The sequence below is a fragment of the Methanomassiliicoccales archaeon genome (genome assembly GCA_026394395.1).
In the GTDB taxonomy this organism is placed as follows: Archaea; Thermoplasmatota; Thermoplasmata; order Methanomassiliicoccales; family UBA472; genus UBA472.
This window is the reverse complement of the sequence record JAPKYK010000001.1, coordinates 188,984-201,649: the sequence shown is the minus strand read 5'-3', so window position 1 is coordinate 201,649 and position 12,666 is coordinate 188,984. Positions and strand designations below refer to the sequence as shown.

Annotated in this window: 15 protein-coding genes and 1 tRNA gene; 5 read left to right on the top strand and 11 right to left on the bottom strand. The window is 59.2% G+C overall.

Features of this window, described 5'->3' with window-relative positions:
* Positions 1–50: 50 nt before the first annotated feature.
* Genes larA through folP form a run of 3 tightly spaced genes read left to right on the top strand, consistent with a single transcriptional unit; the run spans position 51 to position 3,540 of the window.
* On the top strand, positions 51–1,292 hold the full coding sequence (larA, locus tag NT131_01050) for a nickel-dependent lactate racemase (GenBank protein ID MCX6650236.1): 1,242 nt from the start codon (positions 51–53) through the stop codon (positions 1,290–1,292).
* Complete coding sequence (locus tag NT131_01045; protein ID MCX6650235.1) at positions 1,285–2,385, top strand: (Fe-S)-binding protein; 1,101 nt, start codon at positions 1,285–1,287, stop codon at positions 2,383–2,385. Before larA ends, NT131_01045 begins: the two co-directional genes overlap by 8 nt.
* 6 nt (positions 2,386–2,391) lie before the next feature.
* Positions 2,392–3,540 (top strand): dihydropteroate synthase, encoded by a 1,149-nt coding sequence (gene folP, locus NT131_01040; GenBank protein MCX6650234.1) that lies wholly within the window; start codon positions 2,392–2,394, stop codon positions 3,538–3,540.
* Here folP and NT131_01035 read toward each other — a convergent pair.
* Together NT131_01035 and NT131_01030 are read right to left on the bottom strand one after the other, a co-directional pair.
* Positions 3,537–3,725, bottom strand: coding sequence for a DUF2116 family Zn-ribbon domain-containing protein (locus NT131_01035; GenBank protein ID MCX6650233.1), 189 nt, complete (start codon positions 3,723–3,725; stop codon positions 3,537–3,539). The two genes, folP and NT131_01035, sit on opposite strands and share 4 nt — an antisense overlap.
* Before the next feature lie 44 nt (positions 3,726–3,769).
* Positions 3,770–4,363, bottom strand: a complete 594-nt coding sequence (locus NT131_01030; GenBank protein MCX6650232.1) for a biotin transporter BioY — start codon at positions 4,361–4,363, stop codon at positions 3,770–3,772.
* A gap of 106 nt (positions 4,364–4,469) precedes the next feature.
* Here NT131_01030 and NT131_01025 point away from each other — a divergent pair, with 106 nt between their 5' ends.
* Positions 4,470–4,868 carry a hypothetical protein gene (locus NT131_01025; protein MCX6650231.1) on the top strand — a complete coding sequence of 133 codons (399 nt, stop codon included), beginning with the start codon at positions 4,470–4,472 and terminating at the stop codon, positions 4,866–4,868.
* Position 4,869: 1 nt separating this feature from the next.
* On the opposite strand, the gene trpD is transcribed toward NT131_01025, so the two are convergent.
* Both trpD and NT131_01015 read right to left on the bottom strand, forming a co-directional pair.
* Positions 4,870–5,988, bottom strand: a complete 1,119-nt coding sequence (trpD, locus tag NT131_01020; protein ID MCX6650230.1) for an anthranilate phosphoribosyltransferase — start codon at positions 5,986–5,988, stop codon at positions 4,870–4,872.
* Positions 5,989–6,003: 15 nt separating this feature from the next.
* The gene (locus tag NT131_01015) at positions 6,004–7,020 is read right to left on the bottom strand and encodes an alcohol dehydrogenase catalytic domain-containing protein (protein ID MCX6650229.1); all 1,017 of its coding nucleotides are present in this window, start codon (positions 7,018–7,020) and stop codon (positions 6,004–6,006) included.
* 144 nt (positions 7,021–7,164) lie between these two features.
* Here NT131_01015 and NT131_01010 point away from each other — a divergent pair, with 144 nt between their 5' ends.
* Positions 7,165–7,623 carry a pyridoxamine 5'-phosphate oxidase family protein gene (locus NT131_01010; GenBank protein MCX6650228.1) on the top strand — a complete coding sequence of 153 codons (459 nt, stop codon included), beginning with the start codon at positions 7,165–7,167 and terminating at the stop codon, positions 7,621–7,623.
* Here the strand turns inward: NT131_01010 and NT131_01005 are convergent.
* From NT131_01005 to NT131_00975, 7 genes are all read right to left on the bottom strand, one after another.
* Positions 7,613–8,323 carry a 4Fe-4S binding protein gene (locus tag NT131_01005; protein MCX6650227.1) on the bottom strand — a complete coding sequence of 237 codons (711 nt, stop codon included), beginning with the start codon at positions 8,321–8,323 and terminating at the stop codon, positions 7,613–7,615. The two genes, NT131_01010 and NT131_01005, sit on opposite strands and share 11 nt — an antisense overlap.
* Before the next feature lie 129 nt (positions 8,324–8,452).
* Positions 8,453–10,048 (bottom strand): TrkH family potassium uptake protein, encoded by a 1,596-nt coding sequence (locus NT131_01000; GenBank protein MCX6650226.1) that lies wholly within the window; start codon positions 10,046–10,048, stop codon positions 8,453–8,455.
* 10 nt (positions 10,049–10,058) lie between these two features.
* Positions 10,059–11,405 carry a Trk system potassium transporter TrkA gene (gene trkA / locus NT131_00995; protein ID MCX6650225.1) on the bottom strand — a complete coding sequence of 449 codons (1,347 nt, stop codon included), beginning with the start codon at positions 11,403–11,405 and terminating at the stop codon, positions 10,059–10,061.
* 140 nt (positions 11,406–11,545) lie between these two features.
* Positions 11,546–11,621: transfer RNA gene (locus NT131_00990), tRNA-Pro, on the bottom strand.
* Positions 11,622–11,644: 23 nt separating this feature from the next.
* Positions 11,645–11,836, bottom strand: a complete 192-nt coding sequence (locus NT131_00985; GenBank protein ID MCX6650224.1) for a DNA-directed RNA polymerase subunit N — start codon at positions 11,834–11,836, stop codon at positions 11,645–11,647.
* A 6-nt stretch (positions 11,837–11,842) separates the two neighbouring features.
* Positions 11,843–12,244: a 30S ribosomal protein S9 gene (locus NT131_00980; GenBank protein MCX6650223.1), complete on the bottom strand. Its 402-nt coding sequence runs from the start codon at positions 12,242–12,244 to the stop codon at positions 11,843–11,845.
* Between the two features lies 1 nt (position 12,245).
* Positions 12,246–12,662: a 50S ribosomal protein L13 gene (locus tag NT131_00975; GenBank protein ID MCX6650222.1), complete on the bottom strand. Its 417-nt coding sequence runs from the start codon at positions 12,660–12,662 to the stop codon at positions 12,246–12,248.
* Positions 12,663–12,666 lie beyond the last annotated feature (4 nt).

Here is a 12,666-nt window from a genome sequence, read left to right as displayed (position 1 = left end):
TGCCTTTTTGTGGGAATTCTTTAATACTAATTTAGCCAACGGTGGAACGTATGCGATTGAAGTTGCCATACGGGGAGAAGGGAACGATCGAGGCGGAGGTGCCAGATGTCAATCTGGCCGGGATAGCTGGACCCAATGACGTCTGTGGGTCGGCCAAGGAGATCGATCACGCGCTTTTCCATCCCTGTGGCGGACGCTCCCTGGAATCCTTCCTGGAAGAGGGCGAGGACATCGTTATTATCGTCAACGACGGCACCCGCCCGACGCCCACGGCCAAGGTCCTGGACTCTCTGGCCGAGCGTATGGACCTGCGTTCGGCGCGTTACCTGATCGCCACCGGCGCTCACCGTGGCCCCACGGAGGAGGAACTTAATTTCATCTTCGGACATCATCTGGACAATCTAAAGGACCACATCCTGGTCCACGACGCCCGTCGGTCACCCTGCGTCCATCTGGGCGTGTCCCATAACGGTACGGACATGGACGTGAACGAGGTGGCGGTGTACGCCGACCGCCTCATCATCGTCACCAGTGTGGAACCGCATTACTTCGCCGGCTACACTGGCGGTCGAAAATCCTTTTTGCCCGGGGTAGCCTCCTTCCGCACCATCGAGCAGAACCACCGCCTAGCCATGCGACCGGAGGCCCAGACCTTGGTGCTGGACGGAAACCCGGTGCACGAGGACATGATGGACGCGCTATCGGTCGTCAAGAAGGAGATATTCTCCATCCAAGTGGTGCTGGACCGCCATCAGAACGTTTACCGGGCGGCAGCCGGGGACCTTCACCTCGCTTTCAAGCAGGCGGTGAAATGGGCCGATGAGGTCTTCTCCGTCACCGTCCCTAAAAGGTACGACGCGATCATCACCGTAGCGCCATATCCAATGGACGTCGATCTTTACCAATCGCAGAAGGCCATCGACAACGCCAAATGGGCGGTGAAGGACGGCGGCATCATCGTTTTGGTGTCCATGTGCCGCCAGGGCCTGGGCGATGAGGTCTTCGTGAAACAACTATGCCTGTCCAAGGACAAGCGGGCGGTGCTGGAGGCCCTGCAGCGGGAGTACCGGCTGGGCTATCACAAAGCAGCCAAGGTGGCCGAGGTGATGTGCCACGTCAACATCTGGGCCGTCACCGACCTGCCCCCCCAGACCCTGGACGACATGGACATTCTACCGTTCACGTCGCTGCAGGAGGCGGTGGACGCCCTGTTGGAGCAAAAGCCCAAAGCAGAGATACTCGTTCTGCTGGACGGCAGCGTGACCGTGCCGAAGGTGCGTGAAGATGAGTGAGACGATCGATGCGCCGAACCTGCGCAAGATGAGGAAGGAGCTCATGACCTGCACCTACTGCGGGTTCTGCAAGAGCGTCTGCCCTCCGTTCCAGAAGGTGGGCTGGGACCCCAGCGTCGCACGTGGCCGCATGGTGCTGGCCTACGGCCTTCTGCAGAAAGAGATCCCGGCCGACCCGTCCGTTCTGGAGTACCTTTACCAGTGCACTACCTGCAAGGACTGCGAGCGCAGATGCCCGTCCAAGATCTCCGTGGTGGACGTGGTGGAGAGCGCCCGCCGCGATCTGGTCGCGGCCGGGCACATGCTGCCCCGGCACAAGACCATCGTGGAGAAGGTGGAACGGACCGGAAACGCCTACGGCGAGGGGAAGGACGTCCCGGAGACCCTCGGCTCCAAGCCGCACAAGGCCAAGGTCAGTTATTTTGTCGGCTGCACCGCCACGTATCGGGACAGGGCCCTGGCCGATTCGACGATATCCATACTGAACAAGCTGGGCGAGGACTACACCCTTCTGGACGAGGTGTGCTGCGGCAGCGTCCTTCAGCGCATCGGCGTGGACGAGGACGAAGTGGAAAAGTTGTGGGAGAGAAACGTCAAGGCCATCCGCTCCCTGGGCGTGGAGAAGGTCATATTCTCCTGCGCCGGCTGCTACCGCATGTTCAAGGAGGAGTACCCCAAGAGGTTCGACCTGGGCTTCGAGGTGCAGCACGTCACCGAGTACCTGGCGGGAAAGGACCTGAAGCTCAGACCGTTGAAGGCCACCGTCACTTATCATGATCCATGCCATTTGGGGAGACACTGTGGCGTCTATGACGCTCCGCGCCAGGTGTTGCAGAAGATTCCTGATATCCAGTTCAAAGAGATGCCCCGCAACCGGGACACGGCAGCCTGCTGCGGAGGCGGCGGAGGCGTACGCTCGGCATATCCGGACCTGTCCAAGGCCATCGCCGGGCGGAGGGTGGAGGAGGCGGCTTTCGCCGACCTGCTGGTGACGACCTGTCCCTTCTGCGTGAACAACCTCAAGGCCGGGGCCGAGGGCAAGGACGCTCCGGAGATCGTGGACCTGGTCCAGCTGGTGGACCGGCTGCTGTGAGGTTCCATGCCCCGAGTGCGCGTCTACAGAGATTATTCCGAGGCATTATCTGAGTGGCGCCGCCTGGGTGTGCCAGAGGGTGCGCTGGGGCGCATGGACCTGGCCACCAAGCAGTTCTTCTTCCTGGATGGTGTGACCAAGGAAGAGGCCGCTCCGATCATAGCATCCGTGGAGCAGAAGGGCGGAAGGGGGTTCCGCTGCAAGGGGGAGAGGATGCTCATCGCCCTGACCCCTCTGGCCATTGAAAGCATGATGATGGGGGACGGGGCAATCGAACTAGCAAAGGACCTGTCGCTCTCCTACGGCCGTCGCTTCAACGAGGACCCGCCGCGCTTCGAGTGGTCCGGGGGCTCCCTGGACCTGTCGAGGCCGCGGGTGCTGGGCATATTGAACGTGACCCCGGACTCCTTCTTCGATGGCGGGAAGCACGCGGACCCCGAAGCGGCTATAAAACATGCTTGGCAGATGAAGGATGAAGGGGCGGACGTCATCGATGTGGGCGGGGAGTCTACCCGGCCTGGCTCTCTTCCGGTCTCGGCGGACGAGGAGTGGTCCCGGATCGCGCCGGTGGTCCGCCGGGTGAGCGATGACATAGGTCTCCCTGTTTCCGTGGACACCCGCAGGCCGGAAGTGGCCAGCAAGGCCTTGGCCGTCGGGGCTTCCATCGTCAACGACGTCTCTGGCCTGGAGGCGGGCATGGCCAAGGTGGTGAAGGACACCGGCGCCGCAGCCATAATCATGCACATGAGGGGCCAGCCCAACACCATGCAGCAAGACACACGCTACACGGACGTGGTCGGGGATACCTACGCCTATCTGGAGAAACGGGTCGGCCAGGCGGTGGCCGCGGGGGTCCGCTGGGAAAGCCTGGCAGTGGACCCGGGGCTGGGCTTCGGCAAGGACCTGGACGGCAACCTGCAGATAATGTCCCGGCTGGATGAGTATCGATCCATAGGAAGGCCGGTTCTTTTAGGCGCCTCAAGAAAGACCTTTCTGGGCCGGATATCCGAAGGGGATCCTTCGGAACGCCTGGAAGGCAGCCTGGCCGCGGCCGCGGTGGCCTGCTGGCAGGGTGTACACCTGTTCAGGGTGCACGATGTGAAGGAGACGGTGAGGACGCTCAAGGCGGTGCAGGCCATGATGAGCGGGCGTTAGATCATCATTAAGGTCAGAACGATCAGCGCGACGGCGGCCAGGCCGAAGAAGACCATGTTCCTGTTCCGGACCTTCTTGGCCTCCCCCTCGGCCTTTTGCCGGCAATCGTCCGAGCAATACTCCTGGCCCTCGTCGATGGGCTCGTCGCAGTTCAGGCAGTGGGAGTGTTCCGGTAGCAGGTCCATCTTGTTCCCTTCTTTGAACGAAGTGAAAGGTTGATGATAAGGATTTAGGCCGAACGGGGTCGCAGGAACAGCGAGGATGCCCCGGTGGCCATGACCACCTTCAGGGCGTCGATGACTACGAACGGCAACACTCCGATCGTTATCGCTTCCCAGGCGTTCAACCCCAGGACCAAGGCCAGCTGCAGCGCGCCGACGGCGTATATCACCAGCACGCCCAGGGACATGGCGGCGGCGACCTGCCAGCCGCTCCATTCCCGCCTTCTCTCGACCAGCTCGCCCAGCACGAAGGCGGCTACGAGGAAACCGATCAGGTAACCGCCGGTGATCCCGCTCAGGGCCGCCGCACCGACCGTTCCGCTGAACCAGCCGAAGGAGGCACCCATTCCCAGGTACATTCCCTGGCCGAGAGCGCCGTATCGTCCCAGGACCACCGCGCCAAGCAGCACCACCAGCACCTGCCCGGTGAAGGGGACCGGGGTGAACGGCAGCACGAAGCGCACCTGGGCGGCCAGGGCGGTCAGCAGGGCGAAGAGCGCGGCCGCGGCCACCTTGGTCATGGTCCCGGACCCCTCCCTCCATCTGTACAACGGGGCGGAGGTCGACCGGCGCCAGCCCTCGACCGTGTCAATGACTTGCATGGTTAAAAGTGAACCTCGGCCCGGTTGATATAAGTTTCCCGCCCGGACCAGGCCCCGACCGGTCGATGACAAAGGTTTAATTCCCACTAGGCGGTTTTTGGGGAGCATGTGGAAGGTTTTCGGCGAGGAAGGCGTGATGGTCCAGTTCGGATCTCTGTGGACGGAAAGGATGAGGGAGCTTTCCAAGCGGCGCCGGGACCGGGAACGTTTCCTTAAATTACTGGACCAGGCTGAGATGAGCTATTACCTGGACATCCATCAGAAATTGCATGTTTTCACGATGAGACTGCCCACCAGCTGCACCGTCGAGGACGTGGAGTTCCTGAAGGTCTTCGTCCAGCGGATCATCAAGAGCGTGGAGTATCCCATGGTGGACCTGGACGGGGAAGAGCAGATGGCCGCCCTCATCATCACCGCCGAGGACCCCTCGGACGAGCACAGGGACCGCATGTCCGGCTGGTACAAAATGAAGGCCGAAGTGGACCAGAAGGCCGGCCGGGTCTGATTCAGACGGCCGAGGCCGTCGTTACCATCTTTTCCAGACGTTCCAGCTTCAACCCCGCGTCCGCGGAGTTCTGCACCCTGACCCAGTCCTTGAGCTTGTTCAGGCCCTTCCCGCTATCCAGCACTTCCAAGGCCCGGGCCACGCCCTCGCTGAGCGAGGAGGCGTTGCCGTTCAGGTACAGTATCGGGCCGGCGTTGAGAGCTACGATGTCCCGGCGGGCTCCCTTCTCCTCTCCAGACAGCACCCTGATGAAGCGCAGCGCCTCCTCCTCCCGGTCCAGGCTGCTGAGTATCGACCTCTCCTGCCCGACGGGCAGCCCCAGCTTTTCCGGGGTGACCTCATAGGTGGTTATCTCCCCGTCCTGATGGAACTCCGCCACCATGCTGCGCCCTAGCGTCGACAGCTCGTCCATCCCCCGGGTCCCGCTGGCGTCCAGCCCGTGGGCCACGATGCCTTGGCGATAGCCGATCTCCCGCATGGTCCTGGCCAGCGGCAACACCAGGTCGGGCGAGTATACCCCGCGCACCCCGATCTCCGGCGAGGCCGGGTTGGCCAGGGAACCAGCCACGTTCAGTATGGTGCCGAAACGGATCTGCGAGAGGATGCGGTAGAGGGCCTGCGGGTGCACCTTGGCGCTCATGCCGTTGAAGAGGCCGATGCCGGCCACCTCCACGCTGCGCTTGACCACCGACGGCTCGCACTCCACGTCCACGCCCAGGGTCTCGGCGATGTCCACTATGCCGCACCGGGATGTTATGGCTCTGGCTCCGTGCTTGGCCATGTACACGCCGTCAGCGGCGGCCACGACCGAGGCCAGGGTGCTCACGTTGAAGGTCTTTATGCGGTCCATTCCGGTGCCGCAGTTCTCCACCAGGGGGGCGGGGACCTCCGGCCTGACCTTGACCGTGTCGATCTCGTATATGGCCTCCCAGCTGCCGGCTATCTCTTCCGGGGAAGCACCCACAGCTGTCAACGCGGCCAGGAAGGCTCCCTGCTGCAGGTCCGGCTGCCGGTTCAGCAGCACTTCCCGGAACATGTCCCGGGCATGCTCGCGCCCGATGTGCTCTCCCCTGATCAGCGCGTCGACCTTGGCTCCGAAATCCTTCAGCTCGTTCTCCATATGCAACACCGTTCGTCAGATCTTTATGACGGCCTTCATACCCTTCCTCGACGAGGCGTGCTCGAAGGCCTGTTCCGCCTGTTCCAGAGAAAAAGTTCCGGTGATGAGCCAGCCTGTGTCCAGACCGCCTTCCCTCAACAGGTCCACCGCCATCCGGCCGTGCCGGCTGGAGTTGCCGTAGCTGCCCACCAACGTCAGTTCCCGGTAGTGCATGTCTCGGACGTTCACGGGCAGCGGCGAATCCGCTTTCCGAGGGCCGGAGAAGACACACAACCTCCCACCATATGCCATCAGGGAGATCACGCCCTCGTCCAGTCGGACCTCCGGGGTGCACGGGATGATTACGTCCACCCCTTCGCCGTTGGTCTCCTCCATCACCATCTTCCGCACATCCCCGGGCGTGGCGATCCGGTCCATGAGCCTCTTCGGCGCTTGGTCCAAGCGCTGCGGTTCGACCTCGGTCATCAGGACCTTCCGGGCCCCGCGGTGCCGGGCCAGAAGGGCGTTGAGGCCGCCCATGGGCCCTCCGCCCATTATCAGAACCGAGTCCCCTTCGCCCACTTGTAATTTATCCTGGGCGTTGATGCAGCAGGCCAGCGGTTCGGCTAGGGTCAGAAGGCAGGGATCGGCGTTCCCGATAGGTACCAAGCATGATGTGTCCTTCACGGCCAGCAGCTCGGCCATCCCCCCGTCCACGTTGAAGCCCATGATGCCGATGTCCGGACAAAGATGGTCGTCGCCGGACCGACAATGTCGGCATTTACCGCAGACCTTGCCCGGCCAGACCTGGACCCTGTCGCCCACTTTCAAAGGTGAAGTGGTATCGTCCATCACCATGATCTCGGCGGTGACCTCATGTCCAGGTATGCGGGGATAGGTGAGGGCCTTGTGCCCATGCTCCAGCATCTTGACGTCGGTGCCACAGACGGCGCAGGCGAGCACCTTCAACAATGCTCCGCCTTGCGGGCAATTCGGGTCCGCCACGTCGGTGACCTCCAGAACGCCGGGCGATTGCATCAATGCCGCTATCATCTGCTCACCTAGGACTTAGTTGGATATATCATCCAATTATATAACTGATGTGAACCCCCATGCTTGGCCTGCACGCGCGGCTGGACCGGTGAAATCATTTTTATTTCCGGGAGGCTTTGTCCGACCGTCGTAGGAAGGGATGGGATGAGGCACGCGGAACGAGAGATAACCGACCTAGCCGAGATCGAGGAAATCATCAAGAAGGCTGAGGTCTGTCGCCTGGGGATGGTGGACGACGGCGAACCGTACATCGTGCCCATGAACTTCGGTTACCGCAAGAGCGTCCTCTACTTCCACTGCGCCAAGGAGGGTAAGAAGCTGGACGTCCTCCGCAGAAACCCGCAGGTCTGCTTCGAGCTGGAGGGCGAGGCACGTCTGGTCCCGGGGGAGACGGCCTGCAGATGGTCCAGCAGCTTCCGCAGCGTGATCGGGTGGGGAAAGGCCATGATAGTGCTGGACGAGGCAGGGGTGAAGGAGGGGCTGATGGTGATCATGGACCATTACACCCCCGGTACGAACGACTTCGACCCCCGCTCGCTCTCTTTGACCGCGATGATCCGGGTGGACGTGGAGCGGATGACCGGGAAGCGCTCTAAGTGGTGACCTTGACCACCTTTCCGCCGTAGCGTTCCACGATGAACTCCTGAAGGGGCAGCTGCTTCCCGCTGCGCTTGAGGGCCTCGTGCACCAGGTGCTGCAGTCCACCGCAGCAGGGAACGTCCATGCGGATCAAGGTGAGGTCCTTTATGTCATTGCCCTTGAAAATTCTGGCCAGCTTCTCCACGTAGGCCTGGAAATCGTCCAGCTTGGGGCAGCCGATGATGGCCACCCTGCCGGCGATGAAGTCCCTCTGCACGTTCCCCAGGGAGAATCCGGTGCAGTCGGCGGCTATGAGCAGCGACGCCCCCTTGTACGCCGGGGTGACCTCTGGGGATAGAGCAAGCTGGATGGGCCAGTTCCTGAGCTGGGAAGGATTATCACCGCCGGCGACCGGAGCCGCGGGCATGATCATCATGGGCCGGGAGCTGCTGCAGGAATGCGGTTCTTCCTTCTGGCCCGAGGCCACGTGCTCCTTGGCCGCCTCCTCGTCGAACGGTTCCGCCTCCCTTTCCTCGATGGTAAGGGCGCCCTCGGGGCAATGTCCCAGACAGGCCCCCAGGCCGTCACAGTACATGTCCTTGACCACCTTGGCCTTGCCGTCCTTTATTACGATGGCGCCCTCGGCGCATGATAGCACGCACTGCCCGCAGCCGTTGCACTTCTCCTCGTCGATCTTGATGATCTTGCGCTTGACCTTTGACATGGCAGGCAATGATTCTTGCTACTTGTTTATGGCCTTTGCCCCGTGGCTCACAAGCGGTACGAAGATGATGCTCGAAGGTCGATCACAGAGATGGTTAGATGCCTGCTCACGAAACCGTTTCGTGCCATCTTACACGTACTTTTCCCGGTACCTCAGCAGCTCCCTCCAGAACACGGGGGTGAACAACACGAGCACTGAGATGAATTCCAGACGACCGGCCCACATGGTGAATATCAGCACTATCTTGGCCATGTCCGGGAGCACGCCATAGGTACCGTAAGGACCAAGGATGCCGATACCTGGGCCGGCATTGGATAGAGTGGCCACAGCTGCGCTGATGGAAGTGGTCGGATCAACACCAAGGAGCATGAGGGCGACCACGGCCGCCAGGGCGGTGGCGAAATAGCACATGACCATAGCTATGACCGACGAGAGCGCTTCCTGGCTCAGCGGCCGACCGTCCATCTTGATGGTGAATATGGAACGCGGATGGACCGTTTTATGAAGGGTGGAAGAAATGAACTCTTTTGATAAGTAGAATCGAGCGGTCTTGATACCACCGGCCGTGGAACCAGTGCTGCCACCGATGACCATTAGAGCCAACAATAGGAAGACGATCGATTTCTCCCAGGTCACATAATCGGCGGTGGCGAATCCGGTACAGGTGAGAACGTTAACCACCTGGAAACCGGATATACGTAGAGCGCTCTCGATCGTAGTGAAAGATGGATCTCCCCATTTCATGATAGCGATCACTAACGTGCTACCGACTGCCAGGAGCGTATATAGTTTGAACTCGGAGCTTTTCATGTACACTCCCGGGTTCTTTATTGTGATGGCCTGATAATGCAGATAGAAGTTAACTCCGCCTACGAACATGGAAAATATTACGATCCATTGTACTTCCCCCGAATAGAACGCGATGCTCGCACTATGCGTGGAGAATCCACCAGTGGCCAATGCGGAGAACATTACACAGAGAGAATCGAACAGATCCACTCCGGCAAGGAGTAGGAGCAGCACAATAATTATTGATAATAAAATATAGATGTAGTGGAACTTTTTCGCCTCTTCTTGTATGCGCATGGAAAAGTTCTGCACGTCCAGCCCTGGGAACTCGTTCTTGAAGAGGTTGCGGCCGCCGACCCCTAGCATGGGGAGGATGGTCACGAAGACCATGATGATTCCAGCGCCCCCAAGCCAGTTCGTGAAGCTCCTCCAGAACAGTATGCTCTTAGGCCAGGACTCGATACTTGCAATACTGGGTGTGAAACCTGTGGGCGTACCCATGATGGTCGACCCTGTGGTGGTGAACCCACTCATGGTCTCGAAAATGGCGTCGATAACCCCCATGCCGTGCATGATGTATGGTATCGCTCCCACAATGGAAAGGACCAACCATCCGGTGGAAACCACGAACATCCCCTCCGTGGTTCGGGTTGTCTCCGGCGCCCGGTAACGCAACAGCAACAATATCCCGACTGAGAAGGAGAGGAGTATGGGGAAGACCCAGGGGCGCAGGTCCTCGTGATAGATCACGGAGACGATGAACGGGACTAATAGCGCTATGGCCATGTAGATCATTAGTAACCCGTAGATATGTGGTATGGCGCTCTCCTTGCGGGCGAACTTGTCGAATATGGCCTCGATGTCTACGTTGAGGCGATCGAAGGAGTAGGCCAGGCGCCCGAACCCCCTGCGAAGCTTCTCGTAGTTGCTGGTCATGGCCCTTCCCTTAAATTCCCATAGGTATGTTGACCTTGAACATCCACTCCAGCTTGGCGATGGCCGATTGCATGGCGTAGATGAAGACCTTATCCCCTTCCTCGATCACAGTATCGGGCGTGGGTATGATTGCCCTCTTGTCTTTGACCACCAAGGCAATGGACGACATCTTTGGCATTTCGATCTCGCTGATCTTCTTATCGATGATGCGGCAGCCGGGCAAGACCTTGAGGTCGAAGAACTCTTCGGAGAACTTCTCCAACAGGAGCATGACCTCGTAATTGTGCACCGTCTCCTTGATTATCTCGTTCGCCACCACATGATAGTAGCCCACGGCGGCGTCGATGCCGGTCATGTTGAAGATCTCCTCGTATTCCCTTTTTGAATATCGGGATATGACCTTGGAGACCCCTAGGTGCTTTCCGATCAGGGAGGCCAGCAGGTTCTCCTCCTCGTTATCTGTGGCGCAGATTAGCACGTCGGCCATGCTCACGTTCTCGTTGCGCAGGACGGAGGGGTCGGAACCGTTATCGTTTATAATGACCGTGCGGTTCAGCTTCTTGGCCAAAATACGGCATCTGTCCTCACTGTTCTCAATCAATTTGACAGACAATTTCTCCTTCTCTAACATCATGGCCAGGTGCTCGCCGACTATGCCTCCACCAATGATGATCACGTCCCTCGGTTCGCGGACTATGCCTAGCAATCGGTTGAACTCCTCTATGGCCTTTTCCTTGCCGACCACGGTGACCTCGTCACCTTTCATGAGAACATCATTGCCGGACGGCACGATGATCTGCTTTCCACGATGGATGACGAGTATTTTGCATTCGTCGGGAATTGAAAGCTCCCTGAACGGGACCATGATTATTTTATCGTTCTTGCCCGTCACCTTGAACATTGCCAGTTCGGCACCTAACGAGGGGATGCTCTCGCATCCGATGGCGTTCTCCATGAGGGCGATGCGATTGAGCTTGACGGCGGTGAGGTATTCTGGGGAGATTATGTGGTCCACGTTCAGGAACTTGGAGACCATGGCCCCCTCGATGTAGTCGGGGTTCCTCACCCTGGCCACGGTGATCACCTTGGGGTTGATCTGCTTGGCCATCATACAGGTGAAGATGTTTGTCTCGTCTCGTTCCGTGACGGCTAGGATGAGATTGGTGTCCTCGTCAATGACCTCTTTGAGGACCTTGGGGCTGGCTCCATTACCATTGAGCGCACCTACATTGAGGTGGTTCACCACGTAATCGTAACGCTTGATATCGTCCTCGATGACCATCACAGAATGCTGCTTGGAAAGCATCTTGGCGACAGTAAAGCCGACATTGCCCGCTCCCACTACAATTACATGCATCCATCAACACCCCGAACGATCGATATATCCTGGATTTAATAGAGAATGGCATACTGAATAAAGAAGGTATTGCCACTTAGTAGGATTCAGTGCAGGGAATATGGGCCTTCAATTCATTAGTACATAATTAAAAGAAATAGTGGTGGGCCCGTCCGAATTTGAATCGGAGTCACCTGCACCCCAAGCAGGAAGGATTCCAAGCTACCCCACGGGCCCATTGTAAAGGGGTGTTAAATGGTTTATCCCAGGGGGATCAGCTCACCGAGCAGGTCCGAATGGGATATGATCATACGGCGGCAGCAGTACCGTTTGATGCCCAGATCGTCGAGCACTTCCTGGGGGTCCTCCCCCATCTGCACCCTCTTGACGAAGGTCTGGTAGGAGCTCCCTACCACCTTGCCACACGTGAAGCATCTAACTGGTATTATCATTTCTGCTCACCTGTACGATTTTTGCCTCTTCTTCCTAGCGCCACGACCCAGCGGTTTCTTCGGGAGCTTGCGGCGGACGTCGCTGATCAGCAGGGACCTGTCAAAGTGCTTGAAGGCCAGCTTCAGTTCCTCGTCCTGGTAGTACTCCACGATGGCCTTGGCGATGGCGGTGCGGGTGGCCTCGGCCTGACCCATTACGCCTCCGCCAGCCACGCTGACGTCGATGTCGACCTTGGCCGCCTTCTCCGGCACCAGGGTCAAAGGCTCGGCCATCTTCAGCCGGGCCAGCTCAGGGGTGACGATCTCCAGGGGCACGCTGTTGATGCGCACCTTGCCGGTGCCTTCGCGGGCTACCGCGCGGGCCACTGCCGTCTTCCTCTTTCCACTGGTATTGACAACTTCGGACATATCACTTCACTCTCGAGCCCAGGAATTCAGCTATCTGACTGAGCGTGACATACTGGGTCAGCCCGGTCTTGATTGCGACGTCAACTTTCTCCTTCTTCTGGTCGGCCAGTTCTTTCGGCACGCCCACGTAGACCTTCAGCCTCTTGTAGGCTTCTTTGCCAGAGGTCTCCTTCCAGGGCAGCATGCCCCTTACGGTCCTCTTCATGATGAGGTCGGCGCGGCGGGGGAAGAACGGTCCGCTCTTGACGTTACCGCAATCCTTCTTTTGCTTATATGAAGCGAGCACGGAGTCGCGGTCGCCAGTAATGATGATCTTCTCGGCGTTGACGATTATTATCTCTTCGCCCTTCAGGATGCGCTTGGCGACTACAGATGCCAGCCTTCCTGCGATGTGGTTCTCGGCGTCGATTATGGCCATGTAA

Bases quoted from the DNA above. Each gene is read 5' to 3' on its own strand.
- larA (MCX6650236.1), top strand. From the start codon at position 51: ATGCGATTGAAGTTGCCATACGGGGAGAAGGGAACGATCGAGGCGGAG.
- NT131_01045 (MCX6650235.1), top strand. From the start codon at position 1,285: ATGAGTGAGACGATCGATGCGCCGAACCTGCGCAAGATGAGGAAGGAG.
- folP (MCX6650234.1), top strand. From the start codon at position 2,392: ATGCCCCGAGTGCGCGTCTACAGAGATTATTCCGAGGCATTATCTGAG.
- NT131_01035 (MCX6650233.1), bottom strand. From the start codon at position 3,725: ATGGACCTGCTACCGGAACACTCCCACTGCCTGAACTGCGACGAGCCC.
- NT131_01030 (MCX6650232.1), bottom strand. From the start codon at position 4,363: ATGCAAGTCATTGACACGGTCGAGGGCTGGCGCCGGTCGACCTCCGCC.
- NT131_01025 (MCX6650231.1), top strand. From the start codon at position 4,470: ATGTGGAAGGTTTTCGGCGAGGAAGGCGTGATGGTCCAGTTCGGATCT.
- trpD (MCX6650230.1), bottom strand. From the start codon at position 5,988: ATGGAGAACGAGCTGAAGGATTTCGGAGCCAAGGTCGACGCGCTGATC.
- NT131_01015 (MCX6650229.1), bottom strand. From the start codon at position 7,020: ATGATAGCGGCATTGATGCAATCGCCCGGCGTTCTGGAGGTCACCGAC.
- NT131_01010 (MCX6650228.1), top strand. From the start codon at position 7,165: ATGAGGCACGCGGAACGAGAGATAACCGACCTAGCCGAGATCGAGGAA.
- NT131_01005 (MCX6650227.1), bottom strand. From the start codon at position 8,323: ATGTCAAAGGTCAAGCGCAAGATCATCAAGATCGACGAGGAGAAGTGC.
- NT131_01000 (MCX6650226.1), bottom strand. From the start codon at position 10,048: ATGACCAGCAACTACGAGAAGCTTCGCAGGGGGTTCGGGCGCCTGGCC.
- trkA (MCX6650225.1), bottom strand. From the start codon at position 11,405: ATGCATGTAATTGTAGTGGGAGCGGGCAATGTCGGCTTTACTGTCGCC.
- NT131_00985 (MCX6650224.1), bottom strand. From the start codon at position 11,836: ATGATAATACCAGTTAGATGCTTCACGTGTGGCAAGGTGGTAGGGAGC.
- NT131_00980 (MCX6650223.1), bottom strand. From the start codon at position 12,244: ATGTCCGAAGTTGTCAATACCAGTGGAAAGAGGAAGACGGCAGTGGCC.
- NT131_00975 (MCX6650222.1), bottom strand. From the start codon at position 12,662: ATGGCCATAATCGACGCCGAGAACCACATCGCAGGAAGGCTGGCATCT.